The organism is Nesterenkonia sp. AN1, assembly GCF_000582475.1.
GTDB classification, from domain to species: domain Bacteria; phylum Actinomycetota; class Actinomycetes; order Actinomycetales; family Micrococcaceae; genus Nesterenkonia; species Nesterenkonia aurantiaca.
In genome coordinates this window covers 144,438-169,051 of sequence record NZ_JEMO01000014.1, presented here as the reverse complement: position 1 = coordinate 169,051, position 24,614 = coordinate 144,438, and the positions used below count along the sequence as shown (strand labels likewise).

Sequence of the window (24,614 nt, the reverse complement as noted above, 5' to 3'; positions counted from 1 at the left end):
CTCGCCACGGGACCCGGCGCCAGCACTCGGCACGGAGGCACGCGCGCCTCGGGGGCCTGCCTCTGTCTGCGGGCGTCCAGCGGCCGGACCGGCTGTGCCGGAGGTCGCGCCGAGTCCGCGTGGATCGGCGGCCTCCTCTACGTTGAACACGGCGTCCACGGCGCTCAGCCGTCTCCCGGTGCCCGAGGTGGCGCCCTGGGGCTCCGACTCGGATCTCCGCGGGGTCGGCACCGTCGCGGAGAGCTCGCTGAGCGACTCAGCCCACCGGTTGACCGCTCGCAGCTGGCGCGTGACCGGCTGGAAGCTCCACTCCGCGGGGGGCTTGAGGCCGATGCCGGCACCGTGAGTGGCCGAGGAGTCGACGTCGAAGACACAGGTGATCTGCCAAAGACCGTCTTCCCGGCGCCAGGAGTCCCAGCTCAGAGTGGTGAGATCCACGTCCATAGCGCGCAGCCGGACGTTCACCATGTCCTCGAGATTGGCGGGTTCATCGCCGAAGGCCAGGCGATGCGCCTCGGCGGCCGAGGCAGGTGCAACCTGGGTCGTGCGGGCTCGTTGGGCGATGTACGAGCGTTCGGCGTGGACCGGTCCGGCATAGCGGTCCACATGCGCGGTGGTCAGTCCCGAGGCGGCCACGACCTGGTCCACGGTGGCCCCGGCGCGCAGCCGCGCCTGGATCTCACGAGGAGTCAGCGGACTTGTGGCGGGTCTGGCCTGGGAGGGCCGGACGGGGGGCCGGGTCGCGGCGTGGCGCAGGGCCTCATCGATCGGCAGCGAGAACTCCTGCCCTGAGTCGTCGGAGAGGATGAGCTGCGCCATGTTCTCCTCGTCATTGACCCCGACGATGCGCAGGTGCTGCATTTGGGCTCCTCCGAAGAACGAGCTGGTGGCTATTGCGGCCACTGTATCGCGGGGCGGTTCAAAAAACTCTCGAGGTGCTCAACCACTCCTGGAAGGATTGCTCAATCGGTCGGCCCGTGACATTCTTTGGTCCTCATCCGCACCTGCCAGCTGTGTTCCGAGCCCCTCCGTGTCAGCCCAGGGCTCAACGGTTGATCAGGATTTGGTCCTGTGATCCGGATGGGACACAATCTGTCCGACCAGAATTTCCCACGTGTTCTGCGGGCCGGGCAACAGCCTGGTCCGGCAGGGGGCCACGCCACAGGGAAATCGCGCTCAATCAGCTTCAACCCGAAGCCGGTCAACGAGCGCTTCGATCTCAAGAATTCGGAGTGTGGAGCACCTCTCATGGCAACCGATTACGACGCCCCGCGGAAGAACGACGACGAAACCAGCGAAGATTCCATCGAGGAGCTGAAGAACCGGAACACCTCGCGGCAGTCTTCAGTGGTGGACGAGGACGAGACCGAGGCCGCTGAAGGGTTCGAGCTCCCAGGCGCTGATCTCTCCGATGAGGAGCTGCAGGTCCGCGTGCTGCCCGCCCAGTCGGATGAGTTCACCTGCTCATCCTGCTTCCTGGTGCGTCACCGCTCCCAGGTGGCTCGCGAGGAGAACGGCATGTTCTTCTGCAAGGACTGCGAGGGCTGAGCGCTCCGCAGCGAGGCGGACCTGGTGACCCTCAGCCGCCGACGGACTGAGGGCATCCGAGTCCTCTAGAATCACCGGTCACTCGAAACTGACGCCGTGCTCCTGCACGGGCTCTGCGGAGCCCAACGCGGAGAGCACGGCGTTCGGCTTTCTGGTGGAGAAGATCCAATACGGGGTGGCGTCCTTGGGATCGATGATCTGCGCGGTGATGACCGGATCGATCCAGCCCCGGATGCACTGATAGGAGCTCGCATCAAAGCCCGGTCCGAGCTGCTCCCGCGCGGCATCTCCGGTGTGCGCCACGATCCGGCCCAGATGCACCGTCTGGATCCGAGCCCGGCCCACCCGCAGCCACCCCGGAGTGACCTCCAGGGTCGGGGTGGTGATGATCAGCCCGAAGATCACCAGGCCGATGCCGATGAACACGGTCAGCACCCCGAAGGTGACGCTGATCGGGAAGAAGATCAGCGAGATCGACGCGCCCAGCATGACCCCGGCGACCCAAAGCCACCAGGCCGGCCACAGCTTCTCGGTATAGATCGGGGCGGCCTCCACGTCCGCGCGGGTGGAGGAAGCTTCGCCGCTCTTGGAACTCTCGTCACTCATGGCACTATCGTCGCATGTCCGGCTGGGGAATCGTCGGGACCGCGACGGTACACTCAAGGCTGTGAATCGCATCTCAGTACCACTCAAGCAGCTTGACCCGGGCCTCGACCTCCCGCGCTATGCCCATCCCGGTGACGCCGGAGCGGATCTGCTGACCTCCGAAGACTTCAGCCTGGAACCGGGGGAGCGCCGACTGGTCCCCACCGGGGTCGCGCTGGCGCTGCCCCAGGGCTGGGTCGGCCTGGTGCATCCGCGCAGCGGGCTGGCCGTGCGCCACGGAATCACAGTGGTCAATGCCCCAGGGACCGTAGACGCTGGGTATCGTGGGGAGATCAAGGTGTGCCTGCTCAACACGGACCGCCGTGAGACCGTCCACTTCGCCCGTGGGGATCGGATCGCTCAGCTGCTTCTGCAGAAGGTGGAGCAGGCCGATTTCACCCTGGTGGACGATCTCGAGACCAGCGATCGCGGTGCGGGCGGCTTCGGCTCCACCGGGCGATAGCAACAGCGCAGAACCGACCAGGAGGACAGGCATGCTCTTCGGCAAGAAGAAGACCCCAGCGACGCAGGCACCGGAGACAGACGCTGCCCCGGCAGAGACACCACCGGCCCAGACACCACCGGCCCAGACACCATCAGCAGAGGCGCCAGCAGCGAAACCTGCCCAGACGGAACCAGCCTCGACGGAACCGTCCGAGGCTCAGGCTTCCGACGCCGAGACCACGGATGCCGCACCCACCGACACCGCACCCACCGACACCGCAGCCACGGACTCCGACCCCGCAGCCGCCGCGGCCCCGGTCACCCCCGTGGCGCAGCCGGTCACCGAGGCCACCCCGCTGGCAGTGCCGCGGGACTCCCGTGAGCTGGAGTCCAAGAAGGGCTACCTGGACTTCGGTGCGCTGCTGGTCCCGGCCGCGAAGAACCAGCAGGTCCGGCTGGACATCGACCAGAAGACCAAGCGCGTGGTCGCGCTGACCATCATGGTCGACCAGGCGAGCATTCAGGTCCAGCCCTTCTCCGCCCCGAAGTCCGGGGGGACCTGGGGTGAGGTGCTGGATCAGATCGAAGAGTCGGTGATGAAGCAGAGCGGCAAGGTCAAGCGGGTCGACGGTCGTTTCGGCAAGGAGCTCGCGGCACGCGTGCCCACCGTGCTGCAGGACGGCCGCAAGGGCTGGCGCGTGGCCCGCTTCATCGGCTTCGAGGGTCCCCGCTGGTTCCTGCGCGGGGTGGTCGGTGGCCGCGGCGCCATCGACGCATCGGCGGCCCGTGCGGTCGAGGACCTGTTCGCCAAGATCGTCGTGGTCCGCGGTGACGACCCGCTGCCTCCGCGCGAGCTGCTGCGGCTGCAGCCTCCCGAGGGGGCGAAGCGGGTGGTGGTCCCGCGCAATCGAGCGCAGCGCCGCGATGATTCCCCCGGCCCCAACCCCGCCGCGGCTCCGGTGAGCGATGTCCGCTGACCCAGCCCAGCCACGCCCAGAGCAGGACCCGAAGCAGGACTCCGTTCAAGACCCGGTGCAGGACCCGCGGCCGGACTCCGGTCCCCATGCCGCGGCGCAGTTCTCCACCGCGGCCGGGTCGCGGGTGCGCACGGGCGAGGACGGCTCGATCGATGTGCTGGCCTCGGTGGGAGGGGTGCGCGGACTCGTGGAGTCCTCGCTGCCCGCCGCCGCGTTCCTGATCGCGTTCCTGGTCACCGAGGACCTGATGACCGCGCTGATCATCTCGGTGGCGATCGGCGTCGGATTCGCGGTGCTGCGGCTGGTGCAGAAGGGCTCCCTGGTGCAGTCCCTGGCGGGACTCGCCGGCATCCTGATCTGCGCCCTGGTCGCCTACCGGACCGGGGACGCTCGCGACTTCTATGCCTGGGGCTTTCTGATCAACGCCGGCTATCTGCTGGCGTTCCTGGTCTCGATCCTGGTCAAGTGGCCGTTCCTCGGCCTGCTCTTCGGCATCGTGCGCGGGGAAGGTCTGGACTGGCGCAGGGATCCGGTGCGCCGCCGTCGATATTCCCTGGCCACCTGGCTGCTGCTCGCCGTGCCGGCGCTGCGCCTGATCATCCAGGTGCCGCTCTACCTGGCCGACGACGTGGCCGGGCTCGGCACCGCCCGCCTGGTCATGGGCATCCCGCTCTACGCTCTGGCCCTGTGGGTGGGCTGGTTGATCTCACGACCCGCGCAGAGCCCGCTCGAGCTCTCAGCCGAGAAGCCCGCCGCAGCGCCCGACCAAGACGAGAGAGGGTGATTCTGCGATGACGCAGACCCTGACGCTGGACATCGGCCCGATGGCCCACGGTGGCCACTGCGTGGCCCGCCACGAGGGTCGTGTCGTCTTCGTGCGCCACGCCATCCCCGGGGAGACCGTGCGGGCCCGGGTCACCGAGGGAGAGCCCGGTGCGAAATACTGGCGGGCCGACGTCGTCGAGGTGCTCAACGCCTCCGACTACCGGCGCCGACACATCTGGAAGCTTGCCGATTCGCTGCGCGCCCATGAGAACGACCGGCTTCCGGTGGGCGGCGCGGAGTTCGGTCACATCACCGACCAGCACCAGCGTCGACTCAAGGGTCAGGTCTTCCGCGACACCATGCAGCGGATCGGCGGATTCTCGATCCACGATCAGCGACTGCCGCTGGCCTCCGGGGACGGGGAGGTCCACGTCCACGATGTGCTCTCCGACGGGCCGTATCACGGGCTGCACTGGCGGACCCGGGCGAGCTTCGCCGTCGGGGCCGAGGGTGTTTTGAGCATGAAGCCGCACCGCAGCAACGAGCTCATCGAACTGCGCGGGATGCCGCTCGCGGTCTCCTCGATCCACGAGAGCGGGATCTTCGGCTACAGCTTCAAGGGCGCCGAACGCGTTGACGCGGTGGCCGCCGGCGCCGGCGCGCAGGTCACGCTCGTGGTGCACACCCGGGCCGGGCTGCCTGCGCCCGAGCAGGAGGCGCTCACCGAGCGGCTGCTGCAGCTGCACCAGCGTGCGCCCGAGGTCGCCAATATCGTCTTGGCCACCTCGCAGCCGGAACCGGCACCGAGTCGTGGTCGCGGCGGCGCCCGTAGCGCCGCACGCCAAGGCCGCACCCAGCGCTCCGGTCCGGGCTCGCGCGCCGCGAACCAGTCCGCGCCGCGCCCGGAGCGGATCAGCTACACCGTGCTCGCCGGCTCCCGCACCATCACCGAACCGCTCCCGCTGCCGCTGCCGGCGCTCACCGCGGCAGGCACCGACGCGGCTCCGCCGAGGCTCACCACGGTGGAGATCCAGCCCGAGGACTTCTGGCAGATCCACCGCAATGCCCCGTCCTGCCTCATCGAGGCGGTGAACACGATGACCCAGGTGCCGCAGGGCGCCTCCGTGGCAGACCTCTATGCCGGTGCGGGACTCTTCACCGCCTGGGCCGCCCAGCTCGCGGGCACCGAGGGATCGGTGCTCAGCGTCGAGGGCGCGCCCGGCTCCAGCGCCAGCGCGGCACAGCTCTTCGCGCAGACCCCCCAGGTGGAGGTGCTCCAGGCGCCGGTGGAAGCGGTCCTCAAGCGGCTCACCCAGCGCGAGCTGATCCTGCTGGATCCCCCGCGCACCGGAGCCGGGGAGCGCGTGATCGCCGGGATCGACGCCGCCGGGGCGCGCGAGGTCCTCTACGTCTCCTGCGAGCCCTCCTCCTTCGCCCGGGACGCCAAGTCGCTGCTGGGCCGGGGCTGGGAGCTGGCGGACCTGAAGGTCTTCGATCTCTATCCCAACACCCACCATATGGAATCAGTGGCGTTGTTCCGCGCACCGCGTCGCAGGTGAACGGCGCGCCAGAAGCCCCATGACGGGCGTCTCAAGAAATCTGAAAGAGTAGACTGAACATCGATCCATCGGCCCGGCTTTTCATCTGCGCGGGCTGGCACGACTGGCAACTAACAAGGAGTCCCGAGTGAATAATGCGGACAGCTATGGGGCCAAAGGCGTCCTCAACGTCGACGGCACCGACTACGAAATCTTCCGACTCAACGCTGTGGAGGGATACGACTCCCTGCCCTACAGCCTGAAGGTCCTGCTCGAGAACCTCCTGCGCACCGAAGATGGTGCCAACGTCACCGCCGATCACATCAAGGCGCTGGCGCAGTGGGACGAGAACGCGCAGCCGGACACCGAGATCCAGTTCACCCCCGCCCGAGTCCTGATGCAGGACTTCACCGGTGTGCCCTGCGTGGTGGACCTGGCGACCATGCGCGAAGCGGTCAAGGAGCTCGGCGGCAAGCCCGAGCAGATCAACCCGCTGGCTCCCGCCGAGATGGTGATCGATCACTCCGTCCAGATCGATTCCTTCGGCAACGCCGACGCCATGGAACGCAATATGGACATGGAGTACCAGCGCAACGGCGAGCGCTACCAGTTCCTGCGCTGGGGCCAGACCGCGTTCGACGACTTCAAGGTCGTTCCTCCGGGGATGGGCATCGTGCACCAGGTCAACATCGAGAACCTGGCCCGCACGGTGATGACCCGCGAGGTCGAGGGCACCCTGCGCGCCTACCCGGACACCTGTGTCGGCACCGATTCGCACACCACCATGGAGAACGGCCTGGGCGTGCTCGGCTGGGGCGTGGGCGGCATCGAGGCCGAGGCAGCGATGCTCGGCCAGCCGATCTCCATGCTCATCCCGCGGGTGGTCGGCTTCAAGCTCAGCGGGTCCATCCCCGCCGGTGCCACCGCCACCGACGTGGTGCTCACCATCACCCAGATGCTGCGCCAGCACGGTGTGGTGGGCAAGTTCGTGGAGTTCTACGGCGAAGGCGTCGCGGCCGTGCCGCTGGCCAACCGCGCCACCATCGGCAACATGTCCCCGGAGTTCGGCTCCACCGCGGCGATGTTCCCGATCGATGAGGTCACCATGGGCTACCTGCGGCTGACCGGACGCACCGAGGAGCAGCTGAAGCTGGTCGAGGCCTACGCCAAGGAACAGGGCATGTGGCACGACCCCTCCCGGGAGCTGCGCTTCTCGGAGTTCCTCGAGCTGGACCTCTCCACCGTGGTGCCCTCCATCGCCGGCCCGAAGCGCCCGCAGGACCGGATCGAGCTCACCGACGCCAAGGAGCAGTTCCGCAAGGACATCCACAACTACGCCAAGGACGGCGCGGTCACCAACGGAGCCGTCGATGACGCCTCCGAGGAGTCCTTCCCAGCCTCCGACGCGCCCGCCCACGATGCCACCGATGAGCAGTCCGCGGCCGATAAGCCCCGCGACACCTCCGGTGCCCCGGTGGATGGCCGCCCCTCGAACCCGACCCCGGTCACCATGCCCGACGGTCGCGAGTTCCACCTCGATCACGGCGCCGTCTCGATCGCCTCGATCACCTCCTGCACCAACACCTCGAACCCCAACGTGATGATGGCGGCCGGCGTGCTGGCCCGCAACGCCTCCGAGAAGGGACTGGCCAGCAAGCCCTGGGTCAAGACCTCGCTGGCGCCAGGCTCCAAGGTGGTCACCGACTACTACGACAAGTCGGGCCTGACCGAATACCTCGAGAAGATCGGCTTCTACCTGGTCGGCTACGGCTGCACCACCTGCATCGGCAACTCCGGTCCGCTGGAGGAGGAGATCTCACAGAAGATCCAGGAGCAGGACCTCGCAGTGACCTCGGTGCTCTCGGGCAACCGCAACTTCGAGGGCCGGATCAACCCGGACGTGAAGATGAACTACCTGGCCTCCCCGCCGCTGGTGGTCGCCTACGCCCTGGCCGGTTCCATGGACTTCGACTTCGAGAACGAGCCCCTGGGCCACGATGAGGCCGGCAAGGCGATCTTCCTCGCCGACATCTGGCCGGACCCGGTGGAGGTTCAGGAGATCATCGACGCATCCATCGACACCGAGATGTTCACCTCCAAGTACGCCACGGTCTTCGACGGCGATCACCGCTGGCAGGAGCTGGAGACCCCTGAGGGCTCTACCTTCGCCTGGGACCAGGACTCCACCTACGTGCGGAAGCCCCCGTACTTCGAAGGCATGAAGCTCGAGCCTTCGGATGTCACCGACATCGAGGGTGCCCGGGTGCTGCTGAAGCTGGGCGACTCGGTCACCACCGACCACATCTCCCCGGCGGGCTCCTTCAAGTCCGACACCCCGGCCGGTCGCTACCTGCTGGAGAACGGCGTGGCCCGGAAGGACTTCAACTCCTACGGCTCCCGGCGTGGCAACCACGAGGTCATGATCCGCGGCACCTTCGCCAACATCCGGATCAAGAACGAGCTGCTCGACGGCGTGGAGGGCGGCTACACCCGCGACTTCACCCAGGAGGGCGGTCCGCAGGCAGCGGTCTACGACGCGGCTGTCAACTACCAGGCGGCCGGCACTCCGCTGGTGGTCCTCGGCGGCAAGGAATACGGCTCCGGATCCTCACGTGACTGGGCGGCCAAGGGCACCAGCCTGCTGGGCGTCCGCGCGGTCATCACGCAGTCCTTCGAGCGGATCCACCGCTCAAACCTGATCGGGATGGGCGTGCTGCCGCTGCAGTTCCCCGAGGGCGAGTCGGCCGACACGCTCGGCCTGACCGGCCTGGAGACCTTCTCCATCTCGGGTGTGACCGAGCTGAACAACGGCGCCACCCCGAAGACGCTGAAGGTCACCGCGGTGAAGGAGGACGGCGCCGAGGTCAGCTTCGACGCCGTGCTGCGCATCGACACCCCGGGCGAGGCCGACTACTACCGCAACGGCGGCATCCTGCAGTACGTGCTGCGTCAGCTGGTGAAGAAGTAGACAGCCTGAGCCCAAGCCGCTGAGCGGCTGCGGTCGGTGAATAAGAGGAGGGGCGCTTCGATCTTCGGATCGGGCGCCCCTCCTTCGGTCTGCGGAACATGTCGTCAAACGTGTCAGGGCCCCGTCAAAGTCCGCCCGTGCAGGCCGTGAGAGGTAGACTCCTGCAATGAGTATTCTGCAGACAATCACGTCTCCGCAGGAGCTGTCCAAGCTCAGCGACGAGCAGATGGAGCGGCTGTCGGCGGAGATCCGGCAGTTCCTCATCGCCAATGTCTCCAAGACCGGCGGACACATGGGGCCCAACCTCGGGGTGGTCGAACTGACCCTGGCGATCCACCGGGTCTTCGACTCCCCGCGCGACTCCATCATCTTCGACACCGGCCACCAGTCCTATGTGCACAAGCTGGTCACCGGGCGTCAGGACTTCTCCACGCTGCGCCAGACCGGCGGCATCGCCGGCTACCCGGATCGGGCCGAATCGGTGCATGACATCGTGGAGTCCTCCCACGCCTCCTCCTCGCTTTCCTGGGCGGACGGCATCTCCAAGGCCCGCGTGCTCGCCGGGGAATCCGATCGCTGTGTGATCCCGGTGATCGGCGACGGCGCGCTCACCGGCGGCATGGCCTGGGAGGCGCTGAACAACATCGCCGCCGACAAGGACCGCCGCGTGATCATCGTGGTCAACGACAACGGCCGCTCCTACGCGCCCACCGTCGGGGGGCTGGCCGAGCAGCTCGGGCGGCTGCGGCGGAACTTCCTGGACAAGGTCCGTACCCACCGCACCTACGAGAACATCATGGACGGCACCAAGCAGAAGCTGCAGAACGGCGGACCGATGGGCCAGATGGTCTACCGCAGCCTGCACGCGGCAAAGAAGGGCGCCAAGGACTTCTGGGCGCCCCAGGGACTCTTCGAGGACCTCGGCATGAAGTACATCGGGCCGGTGGACGGCCACGACCAGCGTGCCATGGAGGAGGCGCTCACCGACGCCAAGAACTACGGCGGACCGGTGATCGTGCATGCGCTGACCGAGAAGGGCAAGGGATACGCCCCGGCCCGCGCCGATGAGAACGACCAGTTCCACGCCGTGGGCGTCATCGACCCGGAGACCGGGGAGCCGGTGCACCGCGGCGGCGCCCGCTCCTGGACCTCGGTGTTCGAAGAGGAGATCACTGCCATCGCCGATGAGCGGGAGGACATCGTCGCGCTCACCGGGGCCATGATGATCCCGGTGGGGCTGCGCAGCTTCGCGCAGAAGCACCCGGAGCGGGTCTTCGACGTCGGCATCGCCGAACAGCACGCGCTGACCTCCGCCGCCGGGCTCGCCTTCGGCGGACTGCACCCGGTGGTCGCGATCTACGCGACCTTCCTCAACCGGGCCTTCGACCAGCTGCTGATGGATGTCGCGCTGCACCGCGCCGGGGTCACCGTGGTCCTGGACCGCGCTGGCGTCACCGGACCTGACGGCCCCAGCCACCACGGCATGTGGGACCTCTCGCTGCTGCAGATCGTCCCGGGGCTGCGGATCGCGGCCCCACGAGACTCCACCCGGCTGCGCGAGGAGCTGCGCGAGGCCGTGGCCGTGGACGACGCCCCGACCGTGCTGCGCTTCTCCAAGGGCTCGGTCAACGGTGAGATCGACGCGCTCGAACGCCTCGAGGACGGCGTGGACGTGCTGTGGAGCTCCGCGGCGACCTCTGAGGCGAGCTCCGCAGCGACCTCCGAGGCGCAGAAGCCCTACGCCCACGACGTGCTCATCGTCTCCGTGGGCACCATGGCCGAGCTCTCCCTCGACGTCGCGCAGCGGCTCGCGGATCAAGGGATCAGCGCCACCGTGGTAGACCCGCGCTGGGTGCTCCCGGTGCCGGACTCGGTGATCTCCCTGGCCGCGCGGCATCGCACCGTCATCTGCATCGAGGACGGCGTCAAGGCCGGCGGCGTCGGCTCACGCATCCGTCAGAGCATGCGCGAGGCCGGCGTGGACACCGGCCTCAACGAGGTGGGACTCCCGGTGGAGTTCCTCGCCCACGGCACCCGTGGCGAGGTTCTCGAACGAGTGGGCCTCACCGCCCAGAAGATCACCCAGGACGCCGTCGGACAGGTACTCGGCACCAAGGTGCCCTACGCCCGTCCGCTGCCCGGTGAACCGGTCCCCACCGGCCAGATCCCCAGTCTCCGTACCCGAAAGGTCTGACATTGATCACTCTCTACCGCCGCGACGAGCAGGCCTGGATCTACCGCGAAGCCTGGTACGACGAAGCGACCGGAGAGTTCGTGATCCACCACGGTGCGCTGGGCGCCAACGGCAAGCTCACCTCCGAGAAGGTCAGCGCACCGGAGGCCGAGCAGCTGCTCGAGAGCTTCACCGCCCAGTGCCGGGAAGATGGCTTCGCCGAACCTGCCCCTGATGACCAGATCGAACTGCGGCTGCTCTACCCGCTCAAGGGTGAGCACCCCAGCGCCTCGGAGCAGCGCAACGTCGGGGCGGTGCACCGAGAGGTGCTCGCCACCCTCGCCTGGCGCGGCCTGGGCCTGCTCAGCGACCCGGTGATCGAACCGCACAGCGGCGGCCATGCCTCGGTGATGCGGATCCAGACGCTGCACCAGGGCAAGGCCCGTGAGGCGGTGAAGGCCGCGGTCCGCGCCGGAGATGTGCCGGCCTCGAAGATCGAGCTGCGCGTCGGCTGAGCCTTCCTCAGGCCCGGACCCGGATGGAGTCTCCGTCGATCTCCGCGGGGTAGCGGGTCAGCGGCTCGCGCGCCGGTCCGCCCTCGGCGGCGCCGGTCTCCAGGTTGAAGATCGAGCCGTGACAGGGGCAGGCGAAGCGTTCCGGCTCGGTGCCCACCGCGCAGCCCTCATGGGTGCAGACCGCCGAGAACGCATGGACCGTGGTCTCGGCGCTGCGGTGCAGCAGCAGCTGGGTCTCTCCGACCTCCGCGGTGCTGCTCGCCCCCACCTGAAGCTCGGCAAGCGCCATGACCTCGGTCCAGGTGCCGCCCTCGGCGACACTCGGCGCGGCAGGATCTGGCGCCTCATCGGCGCCACAGGCGCTCAGCAGCGCCGCGGAGCCCGCGGTCAGGGCCGAGGCGCGCAGGAATCTGCGGCGATCACAGCAGGGCGAAGTCATGGTGCCCAGTCTACGAGGAATCGGACCGGGCCCAGGCCCTGGGTCAGCCCGCTGTGCGGGAACTGAACCAGGGCCTGGGCCCAAAAGCCGACGGGGGGATCAGTCCCGGGTGTTGAACGCCCGGCCGTTGATCCGTTCGCTGGCGCCCACCTGGTCCAGGTAGGGAGTGATCCCGCCGCGGTGCAGCGGCCAGCCGGCGCCCAGGATCATGCATAGATCCACGTCCTGGCGGGAGGCGATGACGCCCTCCTCGAGCATCATCCCGATCTCCTCGGCCAGTGCGTCTTCGACGGTGCGCAGCAGCTGCTCGGAGGTGCGCGGGGAGCTGCCGAAGCTCATCAGCGCGAGGGTGCTGTCCTTGATGAAGGGCCGGCCGGCGTCGTCGGTGCTCCAGATCTCGGTGACCCCCGCGTCGATGAGACGCTGCAGGTTGGCCGAGACGTGGAAGCGATCCCCGAAGCTGGTGTGCAGCGATTCGGTGACGTGCTGGGCCACCGGGATGCCCACCATCGCCAGCAGGGTGAACGGGCTCATCGGGAGCCCGATCGGCTTCAGCGCGGCGTCCGCCGTGGCGGCATCGGTGCCCTCGTCGAAGGCCCGCTGCACCTCACTCATCAGACGCAGCAGCACCCGATTGACCACGAACGCGGTGGAGTCGCTGGTCAGCACCGGGGTCTTGCGCAGCCCCGCGGCGAGGGCGAAGGCCGTGGCGATCGGCTCATCGGCGGTCTGCGGGGCCCGGGCGATCTCGATCAGCGGCATGGCGGCCACCGGGTTGAAGAAGTGGAAGCCGATCACCCGTTCCGGGTGCTGCAGGTCAGCGGCCATCTCGGTGACCGAGAGCGAGGAGGTGTTGGTCGCCAGGATGGTCTCGGCCGGCACGATCGCCTCCAGCTCGGCGAAGACCTGCTTCTTCACGTTGATCTCCTCGAACACCGCCTCGATGACGAAGTCGGCGTCGGCGTAGACGGACTTGTCGGTGGAGCCCGTGATCAGTCCGCGCAGTCCTGCGGCCTGCTCCTGGGTGAGCCGGCCCCGGCTCGCCTGCTTCTCGAGCTGGGCCGCGATGTGGGCCAGCCCCTTGTCCACCCGGGCCTGGTCGATGTCGGTGAGCACCACCGGGACCTGCAGCTGGGCCGCGAAGACCATGGCCAGCTGCGAGGCCATGAGTCCGGCCCCCACGACGCCGACCTTGGTGATGCTGCGCGGCTCGACGGCGGGGACCCCGGCTGGACGCTTGGCGCGCTTCTGCAGCAGGTTCAGGAAGGCGTAGACGGTGTTGCGGAACTCATCGGTGAGCATCAGATCGCCCAGCGCCTCGCACTCGGCGGCCCGGCTCTGCTCCCGGGTGCGCTCGGGCACCTGGGTGAAAAGGTCCAGCGCGCGGCGCGGAGCCGGCGCCGAGGGGCCGAGCTTGGTGGCCACGGTGCGCTCGGCGGCTTCGACGGCGCGGGCCCAGGCTTCGGCGGAGAAGTCGTGGCTGCGGTGCGCGGTGAGCTGCTGCGCGGTGGCGGGGTCGCCGCTGATGATCCGCGCGGCATAGCCGAGGCTCTCGGCCTCGAAGTCCTCCGCCTCGAAGAGCGCATCGGCGATGCCCAGAGCGTGGACCTTGTTCCCGGTGAGCGTGCGGTTGTTGTTCAGCGCGTTGTTGAAGATGACCTCTGCGGCGGCCTCGGGGCCGATCAGCCGGGGGAGGCGGTAGATCCCGCCCCAGCCTGGAACCAGGCCCAGGAACGCCTCGGGCAGACCGATGCCCTTGGCAGCGGTGGAGACCGTGCGATGCTGCGCGGCCAGCGCGATCTCGAGTCCGCCGCCCAGCGCGGTGCCGTTGATGAACGCGAAGCTGGGCACCGGGAAGTCCTCCAGGAGCCGATAGGCGTGATGGCCCAGATCAGCCATCGCGGTGGAGTGGTCCCGAGACTCCACGCGTTCGGCGGCGCCGAGGTCGGCTCCGGCGGCGAGCACCCCGGGCTTGCCGATCACCGCGATGCCGGCGATCTCTCCGGCCTGGGCTCGCGGCAGCGCGGCGGCGAGGACCTCACCGAACTGGATCAGGCTGCTCGGGCCCAGGGTGGAGGGGCGTTTGGGGTGGTCATTGTCCAGGCGGATCAGCACCAGCGTTCCGGCGCCCTCGGGCAGGACGACGTCCTCGGCGCGGGAGTGGGTGATGACCTCATCGCTGAAGGCCTCCGCGAGGTCTGCGAAGCGGGAGAAGTCCAGGGCCGCTGCGGGGATCTCGGCCGGGACCTCGGGTGGGTGCGCTGATGTCATGTGCTGCCTCCGTGACGTGGGTCGGCGCGGGGCAACCGCGCCTGGGGTGAGTCTCAGCTCACATCCTACCCATGAGTAACCAACGGCGAAACCCACGCCTCGGCGTTCAGAAGCTCTCCAACGGCTCCGGGTCCAGCAGGGCCACCGTGACGATGGCGGCGCACTGCTCGATCTGCCAGGGCCTGGCGCCGAGCTCGGCCAGCGCCGCACTGACGCCGTCGAGGTCCAGGACCTTCGGCGGGGTCCAGCAGAGCTGTTTGAGCACCGCCGGGGTCAGCAGGGTCTCGGGCATGAGGTCGAGCTCCTCGGCGCGGTGGTTCAACCAGTCCCGGGCGGTGCGGTAGCGGCGGAAGGCCAGCGGGTTGCGGTCCTTCCAGGTCCGCGGCGGTGGCGGGCCGGCGGCACGGCGCTTGGACTCCGGTGCCTCGGGGCTCTTGGTCCCGGATTCGATCGCGCGCAGCCATTTGGGCGCCTCGCGCTTGGCGGCCCTGCCGTAGAAGCCCTTGATCGAGAGCAGCTGGGGCACGGTGCGCGGCACCGCGTCGGCCGCGGCGACCAGTGCGGAGTCGGGCAGGATATGTCCGGGGGCGATGTCCTTGGACTCGGCCATGTTCTCCCGGGCGGCCCAGAGCTCGCGCAGCACCGAGAGCTTGCGCGGGGACTTCAGCCGGTTCACCCCGGTGGCCTTGCGCCAGCGTTCGCTGCGCGGGACCGTGACCGGGCGGTGGGTGCGCAGGTGTTCGAACTCCTGCTCGGCCCAGCCCAGCTTGTCCTGCTCGTCCAGCAGCTCGGTGAGGCTCGCACGCAGCGGGATCAGCAGCTCCACGTCGAGGGCCGCGTAGCGCAGCCAGTCCTGCGGCAGCGGACGCCGCGACCAGTCCGCCGCCGAGTGTTCCTTGGCCAGGCGGACCCCGAGCAGGGATTCCACCACGGCGCCGAGGCTGACCCTGGGGAGCCCGCCCAGTCGGGCGGCGAGCTCGGTGTCGAAGAGGCTGTGCGGGTGCATGCCCAGCTCGGCGAGGCAGGGCAGGTCCTGGCTGGCGGCGTGCAGGATCCACTCGACGCCGTCGAGGGCCTCCTGCACCGGGGCCAGGGTGGTGAACGGTTCCGGGTCGATCAGCCAGAGCCCGGAGCCTTCGCGTTTGAGCTGGACCAGGAAGGCGCGCTGTCCGTAGCGGAAGCCCGAGGCACGTTCGGCGTCCACCGCGACCGGGCCGGTGCCGGCGGCCAGCGCATCGGCGCAGCGCTGCAGGCCCCGGTCGGTGTCGATGACGAAGGGGACCCCGTCCTCGGGCTCGGTCAGCAGCGGCGGCGGCCCCTGGTCGGGGGAGTCCATCGAGGTCTCCGGCACTGCGTCAGCTCCTCCTGATATGTGGCAGGGCGATCACTCCATCGGGCAGCGGCGGAAGTCCCGCGAAGGAACAGACCATATCGGCCCACGCCTGCAGGTGGGACCCGAACCCGTGTCCGGTGGGGCTCCACGAGGCGCGGAGCTCAACATCGTTGCTCGGCAGCCGGTTCTCCATGCTTCCGAAGCTCTCCGAGAGGATCCGGGTGGCCGTGCCGCCCGCATGACTGTACTCCACCCCGTGCTGGGCCAGGGAATCACAGAGCCAGGTCCAGGCCACGGAGGCCAGCAACGGATCATTGCCCATCTCGGCGTCGAGCTCGGCGCGGATATAGATCACCACCCGGAAGGTCCCGCCCCAGGCCTGCTGGCCTGCCGGGTCATGGAGCAGGATGAAGCGACCGGTGGCCAGCACCTCGGTGTCCTCGGGCTGCGGGTGCAGCCGGGTGACCGGGTGGGAGCCCAGGGCGAGGCCGCCGTCGGAATGCACCTCGGCGCGCAGCGCTACGGCGAAGGGCGCCAGCCTGGACGGGGCCGGCACCTCTTGGACCAGCGCCTCTGGTCGCGGGGAGGCGTGGCGCAGACTGCCCAGTGCCCACAGGAACGCCTCGGGCAGACCCTCGATGCCGGTGGCACCATGGGGCGGCTGGGAGGAGCCACCGGCTGCGCTCTGCTGGTCGGGTCCTCCTATAGGACCGAAAGCTGTCACGCCCCCAGATTAGGAACAACGATCAGCCTGCCGTGCTAGGCGCGCCGCGCGCACTCCACCAGCGCCTCGATCTGCGCGTCGGTGGTCTGGAAGGAGCACATGATCCGCAGCACCGGGTCGCCGCTGGCCGCAGTGTCCCAGACGTGGATCAGGTATCGGTCGCGGAGCGCTTCGGCCACCCGGACCGGCACCTCCGGGAATGTGGCGTTGACCTCGGTGGGCCGCGAGAGCGTGACCCCCGGCACCTGGGCCAGCGCCTCCCCGAGCTTCGCGGCCTGTGCATTGGCGTGGGTCGCGTTGCGCCGCCAGAGGTCAGTGCCGAAGAGCTCCAGCAGCTGCGCCGAGACGAAGCGCTGCTTGCTGGCCAGCTGCATCGAGAACTTCTGGATGAAATCGGTGCCCGCCACCCGGTCGGGGTCGATCACCACCACGGCCTCGGCCGCCATCGCGCCATTCTTGGTCCCGCCGAGGCTGAGCACATCCACCCCGGCCGCGGTGGTGATCTCGGCCAGCGAGCATCCCAGAGCGGCGGCCGCATTGGAGATCCGGGCCCCGTCCAGGTGCACCCCGAGGCCCTGGGCGTGGGCCGCCTCGGCGACCTCGGCGATCTCCTGCGCGGTGTAGACCGTGCCGAGCTCGGTGGACTGGGTCAGGGTGACGGCCAGCGGCTGCGCGGCGTGGACGAAGCCCAACGCCTTGGACTCTGCGTAGATGTCTGCCGGTGTGAGCTTCCCGGCCGCGGTCGGGCGGGGCAGCAGCTTGACCGCGCCCAGGCGCTCCGGTGCGGCGCCCTCGTCGTTGTTCACGTGGGCCTGGGCGGAGCAGATCGCGGCACCCCAGCGCGGCAGCAACGCCTGCAGCGCCACCACATTGGCGCCGGTGCCGTTGAAGACCGGCAGGATCTCCGCGCGAGCGCCGAAGGTCTCCTTGATCACCTCGCGCAGCTGGGCGCTCACCGGATCGGCGCCGTAGGGCAGCGCCGCGTCGGCGTTGACCCGGCTCAGCGCCTGCAGGATCTCGGGGGAGACCCCGGCGACGTTGTCAGAGGCGAAGGAGGCATCCAGCAGCCGGGGCTGAGTCTCGGTGTCTTGCACCGCTCAGCTCTCAGCGGCTTCGGTGAAGTCCATGGAGATGGAGTTGATGCAATAGCGCTGGTCGGTGGGGGTGTCGAAGCCCTCACCGGTGAAGAGGTGTCCGAGGTGGGAGTCGCAGGAGCCGCAGCGCACTTCGGTGCGCTCCATACCCATCGACGTGTCACTGAGATACCGGATGTTCGCGTCGCCGGCGGGCTCGAAGAAGCTGGGCCAGCCGCAGCGCGAGTCGAACTTCTCGGTGGAGGTGAACAGCGCCGCACCGCAGGCCCGGCAGGAGTAGGTTCCCGCCGCCTTGTTGTCCCAGTACTCCCCGGTATAGGCACGTTCGGTGCCGCCCTGACGCAGCACCTGAAACTCCTGCGGGGTGAGCTTCTCGCGCCACTCATCGGCGCTGGTTCCGGTGTTCTGGTTCTCACTCATGTCCCCATCTCATCACGTTCCGCGCGCCCGCGTAAGCTGAGCCGCATGACGTCACGGTTGAATGAACCCGGTGCTGCAGCGACTCAGGCGAAGGCGCTGGTCCCACGGGTGGCACACACCTGGACCAGACGGCTTCGGCGCGGAGCGGTGGGGCACACCCCGAGGCACACCGCGGGGCACACCCCATGGATCCGCGCCACGACCCTGGGAGTGGGCACCGGGCTCGCAGCCGGGATGACCCTGGCTGCCGCGGCCTCCGGGCTCGCCGGCTATTTTGCCCGCGCCGTGGTCACCCCGGTGCGCGAGCGGGCCGAGGACCTCCAGATCCTCGCGGTGACCCGCGGTCCCGAGGGCGACGAGGTGATCCTGCCGATCACCGCGGAGACCGTGGTGGAGGGCACCTACGGATTGTTCTTCCACGGCGGCCGCTCCCTGGCGCGGATCGGGCCGATCATCGCGCTGGAGCCCAAGGGTGGAACGGTGACCCGTCCGGTGCAGAAGGTCTACGGCGGGGACCTGCGCACCGCGGTGCGCGGCTGGTGGACCTCGGTGGTCTACCTGAACCCGGCCGATGCCGGCTTCGAGAGCGAGGAGGTGGTCATCACGCTTCCGGGCGGACCCTCACCGGCCTGGCACGTGGCGCCGCAGCCGGTGGCCGCGGGCCTGCCCGCAGATCATCAGGGCCCGCTGACCGGGCGCAACGTCTGGGCCATCGGGGTCCACGGCCGAGGCAGCAACCGCACCGAGGGCATCCGGGCGCTGGCGGCCACCTCGGCGCTGGGCGCCGAGACGCTGCTGATCTCCTACCGCAACGACGGCGAGGCCCCGGCCGCCGCCGACGGCCGCTACGGCCTGGGGGTCACCGAATGGGAGGACGTCGAGGCCGGCATCGAGTTCGCCCTGGAGCGCGGGGCGCAGGACATCCTGCTCTTCGGCTGGTCCATGGGCGGGGCGATCAGCCTGCAGACCGCCGACCGGTCACGCTACGCCGCCTATATCCGGGGCCTGGTGCTCACCGGCCCGGTGATCGATTGGATGGACGTGCTCGCCCACCAGGCCAAGGCCAACCGGATCCCCGACGCGGTGGGCCGACTGGGCCAGTGGTTCATCTCCAACCCGGGCGGCCGCAGGGTCACCGGGCTCGCCGCTCCGGTGGACCTGCAGGCGATGAACTGGATCGACCGGGCCGAGCAGCTGCGCGACCACGTGCTGATCATGCACAGCGTCGATGACAACATCGTGCCCTACGGGCCCTCCCGGGATCTCGCCCGGAAGAACCCGAAGGTCACCTATGTCTCCTTCGCCCAGGCCCGCCACGTCAAGGAATGGAACCACGATCCGCAGCGCTGGGACGCCACGGTCATCGACTGGGTCACCGACCTGTTCAGCCGGGCTGCCCCGGGGCAGACCCGGCCTGGTGAGCCCGGATATTCCGCTTGATCCGGCCCAGCATCGCGGTCATCCCGCGCAGCCGCAGCGGTGTGATCGCCTTGGACAGGCCCAGACGCTCCGAGAGGTCTTCGGGCACCGCGAGGATCTCCTCGAAGCGCAGACCGCTCAGCCCCTCATGCAGGATCGCCGCGAAGCCCCGTGTGGTGGGCGCCTCCGGGGGAGCGGCGAAGAAGATCGCGGCGGTCCCGGCGGCGTCGTCGTACTCCAGAGTCAGAAACAGCGGGGACTGACACTCCACCACCTCCTCCATCTGGTCGTAGCTGTTGAGGTAGCGCTCGGGCAGCTCCGGCAGCTCGCGGGAGAACTCAAGCAGCAGTTCCAGCTTCTGCCGATCTTCCAGCTCGGCGAACTCCTCGATGACCTCGGTCAGCTGCGCGGGCAGCGTCGAGTTCGGGGTCTGGCTCATGCGCCGGGCACCGCACCGGGCTGATCGCCGGTGGCGATCGGCAGCCGGACCGCGTTGCCCCACTCGGTCCAGGAGCCGTCGTAGTTGCGGACGTTGTCGTAGCCGAGCAGGTGCTGCAGCACGAACCAGGTGTGCGAGGAGCGCTCCCCGATCCGGCAGTAGGCGATGACCTCCTCGGCGGCCCCGAGGCCAGCCTGTTCGGTGTAGATCGCCTCCAGCTCGGCGCGGGAGCGGAAGGTCCCGTCCTCGTTGGCGGCCTTGGCCCACGGGACCGAGGCGGCCGAGGGGATGTGGCCTCCGCGCAGCGCGCCCTCCTGCTCGTAGCCCTCCATGTGGGTGCGCTCACCGGAGTACTCCAGGGGTGAACGCACATCGATCATCGGCTTGCCGAAGTGGGCGAGGACATCCTCGCGGAACGCGCGGAAGGTGGAGTCATCGCGCTGCGCCGGCGCGGGGTATTCCGCCGCGGCCGGGGCCTGCACCTCGGTGACCAGCTCGCGGCCCTCGGCGGCCCACTTCTGCCGGCCACCGTCCATCAGGCGCAGGTCCTCGTGGCCGAAGAGCGTGAAGACCCAGAGGGCGTAGGCGGCCCACCAGTTCGACTTGTCCCCGTAGAAGACCACGGTGGTCTCAGGGGTGATCCCCTTGGCGGAGGCGAACGCGGCGAACTGCTCCGGGCCCAGGAAGTCGCGGGTGACCGGGTCGTTGAGATCGGTGTGCCAGTCGATCTTCTGGGCACCGGGGATGTGGCCGGTCTCGTAGAGCAGCACATCTTCGTTCGATTCCAACAGCACCACGGACGGGTCGTCCTGGTGCTGGGCCACCCAGTCGGTGGAGACCAGGGCGTCGGGGTGGGCGTACTGGGAGAAGTCTTTTTCTTCGGTCATGATGCTCAGAACCTTCCGTCGTCACTGGGTCACCTTCCAGGATAGGGAATCAGCCGGTGAAACACGCAGTCGTGGGTAGAGTGGGTCACATGCCGTCAAACGCCACTCCGCTGAGCCAGCGGACCCCTCAGCTCGGAGTCGGTCAGCTCTTGGAGGGCCTGCGGCCGTCCTTCCGCTTCGCGGAGGTCTCCTTCGACACCTACATCCCGGACCCCGCGCATCCCTCGCAGGAGAAGGCGGTCACCGCGCTGCGCGAGTTCTCCGCCACGGTGGGCGCAACCCAGACCGGCGGCGGCTTCCTCGGCAAGCTCTTCGGACGGGCACCGGCCCGCCCCAAGGCGCCCGCCGGGATCTACCTCGACGGCGGATTCGGGGTGGGCAAGACCCACCTGCTGGCCTCGCTCTACCACTCGGTCGAAGGCCAGCGGGCGTTCGGCACCTTCGTGGAGTACACCAACCTCGTCGGGGCGCTGTCCTTCCGTCGCACCGTGGACGTGCTCAGCGACTACGCGCTGGTCTGCATCGACGAGTTCGAGCTCGACGACCCGGGGGACACCGTGCTGATGTCCCGGTTGATGCGCGAGCTGGCCGACGCCGGGGTCAAGCTCGCCGCGACCTCGAACACGCTGCCCGGCTCGCTGGGCGAGGGCCGCTTCGCCGCGGCCGACTTCCAGCGCGAGATCCAGGTGCTCTCGGACCAGTTCGCCGTGGTCAAGGTCGACGGCGAGGACTACCGTCACCGCGGCCTGCCCGAGGCGCCCGCGCCGCTGGGCTCCGAGGAGATCGAAGACTTCGCAGCCAAGCAGTACCCCGAGGCGCGGATCGCCGTGGACGACTTCGACGCACTCTCCAAGCACATCACCGGGGTCCATCCCAGCCGCTACCGGCAGCTGGTCACAGATATGGATGTGCTGGTGCTCAAGGATGTCGAGACCATCGAGGCCCAGGCGCTGGCGCTGCGCTTCGTGGTGCTCGCCGACCGGCTCTACGATCAGGACATCAAGATCGTCGCCTCCGGGAAGCCCTTCGATCAGCTGTTCACCGAAGAGATGATGTCTGGCGGCTATATGAAGAAATACCATCGCACAGTCTCCCGGCTCACCGCGCTCGCCCGCGCCGGCCAGATGGGTGAGGTCGCGCTCTGAACCAGCTGTAACAGGCCGCGGTGCTTCCAGATCGGGCCGATACGGTCGACAATGTGTCCATGGACATCCGATGAGCTGGCAGCAGCCGCAACCAGAGAAAGGCTGATCTGATGAATGACCCGATCTTCCAGGTCGACGGCACCGCCCGCAAGAACCTCCGTGAGTTCATCGACGAGCTCCGCGAGGGCGGATACACGGTCTTGGACGGTCACACCCCTGACCCGGACCTGATCGACCCGCAGGGCCGTGCCGTGGAGACCTGGCACGAGAACTACCCGTATGAGAATCGGCTCTCCCGAGACGTCTACGAGATCGAGAAGTACCACCTGCAGGTGGAGCTGCTGAAGTTCCAGTACTGGGCCGAGGACTACGGGCTCAAGCACGTGATCGTCTTCGAGGGCCGGGACGCCGCCGGCAAGGGCGGCACCATCAAGCGGTTCACTGAACACCTGAACCCACGCACCGCGCGGGTCGTCGCGCTGAACCGGCCCTCAGACCGTGAGCTGGGCCAGTGGTACTTCCAGCGCTATGTGGACCATCTGCCCACCGCAGGGGAGATGGTGCTCTTCGACCGTTCCTGGTACAACCGGGCCGGGGTCGAGCGGGTGATGGGGTTCTCCTCCGAGCAGGAGTATGAGCTCTTCATGCGCCAGGCCCCGCAGTTCGAGCAGATGCTGGTCGACGCCGGGATCCACGTGACCAAGTTCTGGTTCTCGGTGACCCAGCAGGAGCAGCGCACCCGGTTCGCGATCCGCCAGATCGACCCGGTCCGGCAGTGGAAGCTCTCACCGATGGACCTGGAGTCCCTGGACCGCTGGGAGGCCTATACCGAGGCCAAGGAAGAGATGTTCCTGCGCACCGACACCGACCATGCGCCGTGGATGACGATCAAGTCCAACGATAAGAAGCGAGCCCGGCTCAACGCGATCAAGTGCTTCCTGGCCCAGTTCGAATACGAGGGCAAGGACCATGAGATCGTCGGGGAGCCCGATCCGCTGATCGTGCAGCGCGGCCGCGACGCCGTGGGTGACTGACCGCCGCTGCGGGCGACTGCCCGTCAGCGTGGGCGCCTGACCGTCGGCGTGGGCGTCTGAGCCCGGGCCGGCCACGCGGACTCAGGGTTGACCTGGGCCGGTGCGCAAGGCGAAGCGGTAGAGTTGCAGTGCTCGCCCCGGGGACACCGAGGTTCACGACGGCGGGGATCCCATGTCCGACCTCCAGGACGGCTGCTGTGTGCACGGTGATCCGGGCCCGCGTCACCGCGGTCCGCGAGTGCAGACGGGGAAGATGCTGTGCTGTGAGAATGTCTGACTGACCTCGACGAAGGAGAATGCATGAGTGCCCATATCGGAGTGACCGGCCTGGCCGTCATGGGAGCCAATCTGGCTCGCAACCTGGCGCGCAACGGCTACACGGTCGCGCTGCACAACCGCTCGGTCGCCCGCACGGACGCCCTTCTGGCGGCCCACGGAGGCGACGGCGACTTCGTGCGCACCGAGACTCTGGCTGAGCTCGTGGAATCTCTGGAGCGCCCCCGTCGCGTGCTGATCATGGTCCAGGCCGGAGCCCCGGTGGACTCCGTGATCGCGGACCTGGTCCCGCTGCTGGACGAGGGCGACATCATCATCGACGGCGGCAACTCCTTCTACGAAGAGACCCGACGCCGGGAAGAGAGCCTGCGCGCGCAGAACCTGCACTTCGTCGGGGTCGGCGTCTCCGGCGGCGAAGAGGGCGCGCTCAACGGGCCCTCGATCATGCCCGGCGGCTCCAAGGAGTCCTATGACTCGCTGGGCCCGATGCTGGAGAAGATCTCCGCGAAGTACAACGGCGAGCCCTGCTGCGCCTGGGTCGGCACCGACGGCGCCGGGCACTACGTCAAGATGGTCCACAACGGCATCGAATACGCCGATATGCAGGTCATCGGCGAGGCCTTCGACCTGATGCGCTCACTGGCAGGCATCGAACCCCGCGACCAGGCCGGGGTGTTCCGCGAATGGAACACCACAGACCTGGCCTCCTACCTGATCGAGATCACCTCCGAGGTGCTCGAGCAGGAGGATGAGACCACGGGCCGTCCGCTGGTGGACGTGGTCGTGGACTCCGCCGGCCAGAAGGGCACCGGTCGCTGGACCGCGATCTCCGGCCTGGAGGTCGGCTCACCGGTCACCGCGATCGCCGAGTCGGTCTTCGCCCGCTCGATCTCCTCGCAGCGTGAGCTGCGCGCCGTCACCAACGCCACCTTCCATGCCGGCATCGACGAGACCCTCTCCGCCACCGAGAAGTACGGCAGCCCCGAAGACCGTCAGGACTTCGTCGAGGACGTGCGCAAGGCGCTCTACGCCTCCAAGCTCGTCGCCTACGCCCAGGGCCTGGACATGCTCGTCGCCGCTGGCGAGGAGTACGGCTGGGAGCTGCACCTCAAGGCCATCGCCTCGCTCTGGCGCGCCGGCTGCATCATCCGGGCCGACCTGCTGGACACCATCATGAAGGCCTACGACGCCCCCCGGGACCAGCAGCCCAAGAATCTGCTGCTGGCACCAGAGTTCAACGAGGCCATCAACGAATGCCTCCCGGCCTGGCGCCGTGTGGTCGCGGCCGCCGCGACCTACGGCGTGCCCGCACCGGTGTTCTCCTCCTCGCTGTCCTACTACGACAGCCTGCGCCGGGAACGGCTCCCGGCGGCGCTGACCCAGGGACTGCGCGACTACTTCGGTGCGCACACCTATCAGCGCGTGGACAAGGAAGGCACCTTCCACACCCTGTGGTCCGGGGACCGCAGCGAGATCGACGCCTGACCTGATCGGATCCACGGACTGACTCCGAAGCGACGGAGCTGAGCAGATGAGCAGGCTGAACGAATGAGCAGGCTG

At 68.6% G+C, this 24,614-nt stretch carries 22 protein-coding genes; 12 read left to right on the top strand and 10 right to left on the bottom strand.

Annotated elements, in window-relative coordinates:
- Positions 1-861, bottom strand: an 861-nt coding sequence (sepH, locus tag BG28_RS08000; protein WP_152539247.1) for a septation protein SepH, incomplete at its 3' end; no start/stop codon positions are given.
- Positions 862-1,248: 387 nt separating this feature from the next.
- Here sepH and BG28_RS07995 point away from each other — a divergent pair.
- Entirely contained in the window at positions 1,249-1,548 is a 300-nt protein-coding gene (locus BG28_RS07995; RefSeq protein WP_036475539.1) for a DUF4193 domain-containing protein, read from the top strand.
- A gap of 78 nt (positions 1,549-1,626) precedes the next feature.
- Here the strand turns inward: BG28_RS07995 and BG28_RS07990 are convergent, their stop codons facing one another.
- Positions 1,627-2,154 (bottom strand): DUF3093 domain-containing protein, encoded by a 528-nt coding sequence (locus BG28_RS07990; RefSeq protein ID WP_051501174.1) that lies wholly within the window; start codon positions 2,152-2,154, stop codon positions 1,627-1,629.
- Between the two features lie 61 nt (positions 2,155-2,215).
- Here BG28_RS07990 and dut point away from each other — a divergent pair, with 61 nt between their 5' ends.
- The 7 genes from dut to BG28_RS07955 all read left to right on the top strand — a co-directional run bounded on the left by dut (position 2,216) and on the right by BG28_RS07955 (position 11,573).
- Positions 2,216-2,656 carry a dUTP diphosphatase gene (gene dut, locus BG28_RS07985; protein ID WP_036475538.1) on the top strand — a complete coding sequence of 147 codons (441 nt, stop codon included), beginning with the start codon at positions 2,216-2,218 and terminating at the stop codon, positions 2,654-2,656.
- Between the two features lie 31 nt (positions 2,657-2,687).
- Positions 2,688-3,614, top strand: coding sequence for a DUF3710 domain-containing protein (locus BG28_RS14415; protein ID WP_051501173.1), 927 nt, complete (start codon positions 2,688-2,690; stop codon positions 3,612-3,614).
- Positions 3,604-4,398, top strand: coding sequence for a DUF3159 domain-containing protein (locus BG28_RS07975; RefSeq protein WP_051501172.1), 795 nt, complete (start codon positions 3,604-3,606; stop codon positions 4,396-4,398). The genes BG28_RS14415 and BG28_RS07975 overlap by 11 nt, the downstream gene beginning before the upstream one ends.
- A 7-nt stretch (positions 4,399-4,405) precedes the next feature.
- Positions 4,406-5,938 (top strand): class I SAM-dependent RNA methyltransferase, encoded by a 1,533-nt coding sequence (locus BG28_RS07970; RefSeq protein WP_051501171.1) that lies wholly within the window; start codon positions 4,406-4,408, stop codon positions 5,936-5,938.
- Between the two features lie 127 nt (positions 5,939-6,065).
- Entirely contained in the window at positions 6,066-8,885 is a 2,820-nt protein-coding gene (locus BG28_RS07965; RefSeq protein ID WP_036475537.1) for an aconitate hydratase, read from the top strand.
- Positions 8,886-9,051: 166 nt separating this feature from the next.
- Positions 9,052-11,079 (top strand): 1-deoxy-D-xylulose-5-phosphate synthase, encoded by a 2,028-nt coding sequence (gene dxs / locus BG28_RS07960; protein WP_036475536.1) that lies wholly within the window; start codon positions 9,052-9,054, stop codon positions 11,077-11,079.
- A 2-nt stretch (positions 11,080-11,081) separates the two neighbouring features.
- Positions 11,082-11,573, top strand: coding sequence for a hypothetical protein (locus BG28_RS07955; RefSeq protein WP_051501170.1), 492 nt, complete (start codon positions 11,082-11,084; stop codon positions 11,571-11,573).
- A gap of 7 nt (positions 11,574-11,580) precedes the next feature.
- Here the strand turns inward: BG28_RS07955 and BG28_RS07950 are convergent, their stop codons facing one another.
- The 6 genes from BG28_RS07950 to msrB all read right to left on the bottom strand — a co-directional run bounded on the left by BG28_RS07950 (position 11,581) and on the right by msrB (position 17,854).
- Entirely contained in the window at positions 11,581-12,012 is a 432-nt protein-coding gene (locus BG28_RS07950; RefSeq protein ID WP_036475533.1) for a Rieske (2Fe-2S) protein, read from the bottom strand.
- 99 nt (positions 12,013-12,111) lie between these two features.
- Positions 12,112-14,283 (bottom strand): 3-hydroxyacyl-CoA dehydrogenase NAD-binding domain-containing protein, encoded by a 2,172-nt coding sequence (locus BG28_RS07945; protein ID WP_051501169.1) that lies wholly within the window; start codon positions 14,281-14,283, stop codon positions 12,112-12,114.
- Positions 14,284-14,389: 106 nt separating this feature from the next.
- On the bottom strand, positions 14,390-15,619 hold the full coding sequence (locus tag BG28_RS07940) for an HRDC domain-containing protein (protein WP_036475627.1): 1,230 nt from the start codon (positions 15,617-15,619) through the stop codon (positions 14,390-14,392).
- A 19-nt stretch (positions 15,620-15,638) separates the two neighbouring features.
- Positions 15,639-16,256, bottom strand: a complete 618-nt coding sequence (locus BG28_RS07935) for a DUF3000 family protein (protein WP_036475625.1) — start codon at positions 16,254-16,256, stop codon at positions 15,639-15,641.
- Between the two features lie 119 nt (positions 16,257-16,375).
- Complete coding sequence (locus tag BG28_RS07930) at positions 16,376-17,434, bottom strand: low specificity L-threonine aldolase (protein WP_235181030.1); 1,059 nt, start codon at positions 17,432-17,434, stop codon at positions 16,376-16,378.
- Positions 17,435-17,437: 3 nt separating this feature from the next.
- Positions 17,438-17,854, bottom strand: a complete 417-nt coding sequence (gene msrB / locus BG28_RS07925) for a peptide-methionine (R)-S-oxide reductase MsrB (protein ID WP_036475532.1) — start codon at positions 17,852-17,854, stop codon at positions 17,438-17,440.
- A gap of 45 nt (positions 17,855-17,899) precedes the next feature.
- Between msrB and BG28_RS07920 the strand changes: the two genes are divergently transcribed.
- The gene (locus BG28_RS07920; protein ID WP_235181029.1) at positions 17,900-19,294 is read left to right on the top strand and encodes a S9 family peptidase; all 1,395 of its coding nucleotides are present in this window, start codon (positions 17,900-17,902) and stop codon (positions 19,292-19,294) included.
- On the opposite strand, the gene BG28_RS07915 is transcribed toward BG28_RS07920, so the two are convergent.
- Both BG28_RS07915 and BG28_RS07910 read right to left on the bottom strand, forming a co-directional pair.
- Entirely contained in the window at positions 19,239-19,712 is a 474-nt protein-coding gene (locus tag BG28_RS07915; RefSeq protein ID WP_036475531.1) for a SufE family protein, read from the bottom strand. The genes BG28_RS07920 and BG28_RS07915 overlap by 56 nt on opposite strands.
- A complete protein-coding gene (locus tag BG28_RS07910; protein ID WP_036475530.1) occupies positions 19,709-20,599 on the bottom strand; it encodes a sulfurtransferase in 891 nt (296 codons plus the stop codon). The genes BG28_RS07915 and BG28_RS07910 overlap by 4 nt, the downstream gene beginning before the upstream one ends.
- 89 nt (positions 20,600-20,688) lie before the next feature.
- Here BG28_RS07910 and zapE point away from each other — a divergent pair, with 89 nt between their 5' ends.
- From zapE to gndA, 3 genes are all read left to right on the top strand, one after another.
- A complete protein-coding gene (gene zapE / locus BG28_RS07905; RefSeq protein WP_036475528.1) occupies positions 20,689-21,744 on the top strand; it encodes a cell division protein ZapE in 1,056 nt (351 codons plus the stop codon).
- 110 nt (positions 21,745-21,854) lie between these two features.
- On the top strand, positions 21,855-22,778 hold the full coding sequence (gene ppk2, locus BG28_RS07900) for a polyphosphate kinase 2 (protein WP_051501168.1): 924 nt from the start codon (positions 21,855-21,857) through the stop codon (positions 22,776-22,778).
- A gap of 300 nt (positions 22,779-23,078) precedes the next feature.
- Entirely contained in the window at positions 23,079-24,539 is a 1,461-nt protein-coding gene (gene gndA, locus BG28_RS07895; protein ID WP_036475527.1) for an NADP-dependent phosphogluconate dehydrogenase, read from the top strand.
- Positions 24,540-24,614: the final 75 nt, after the last annotated feature.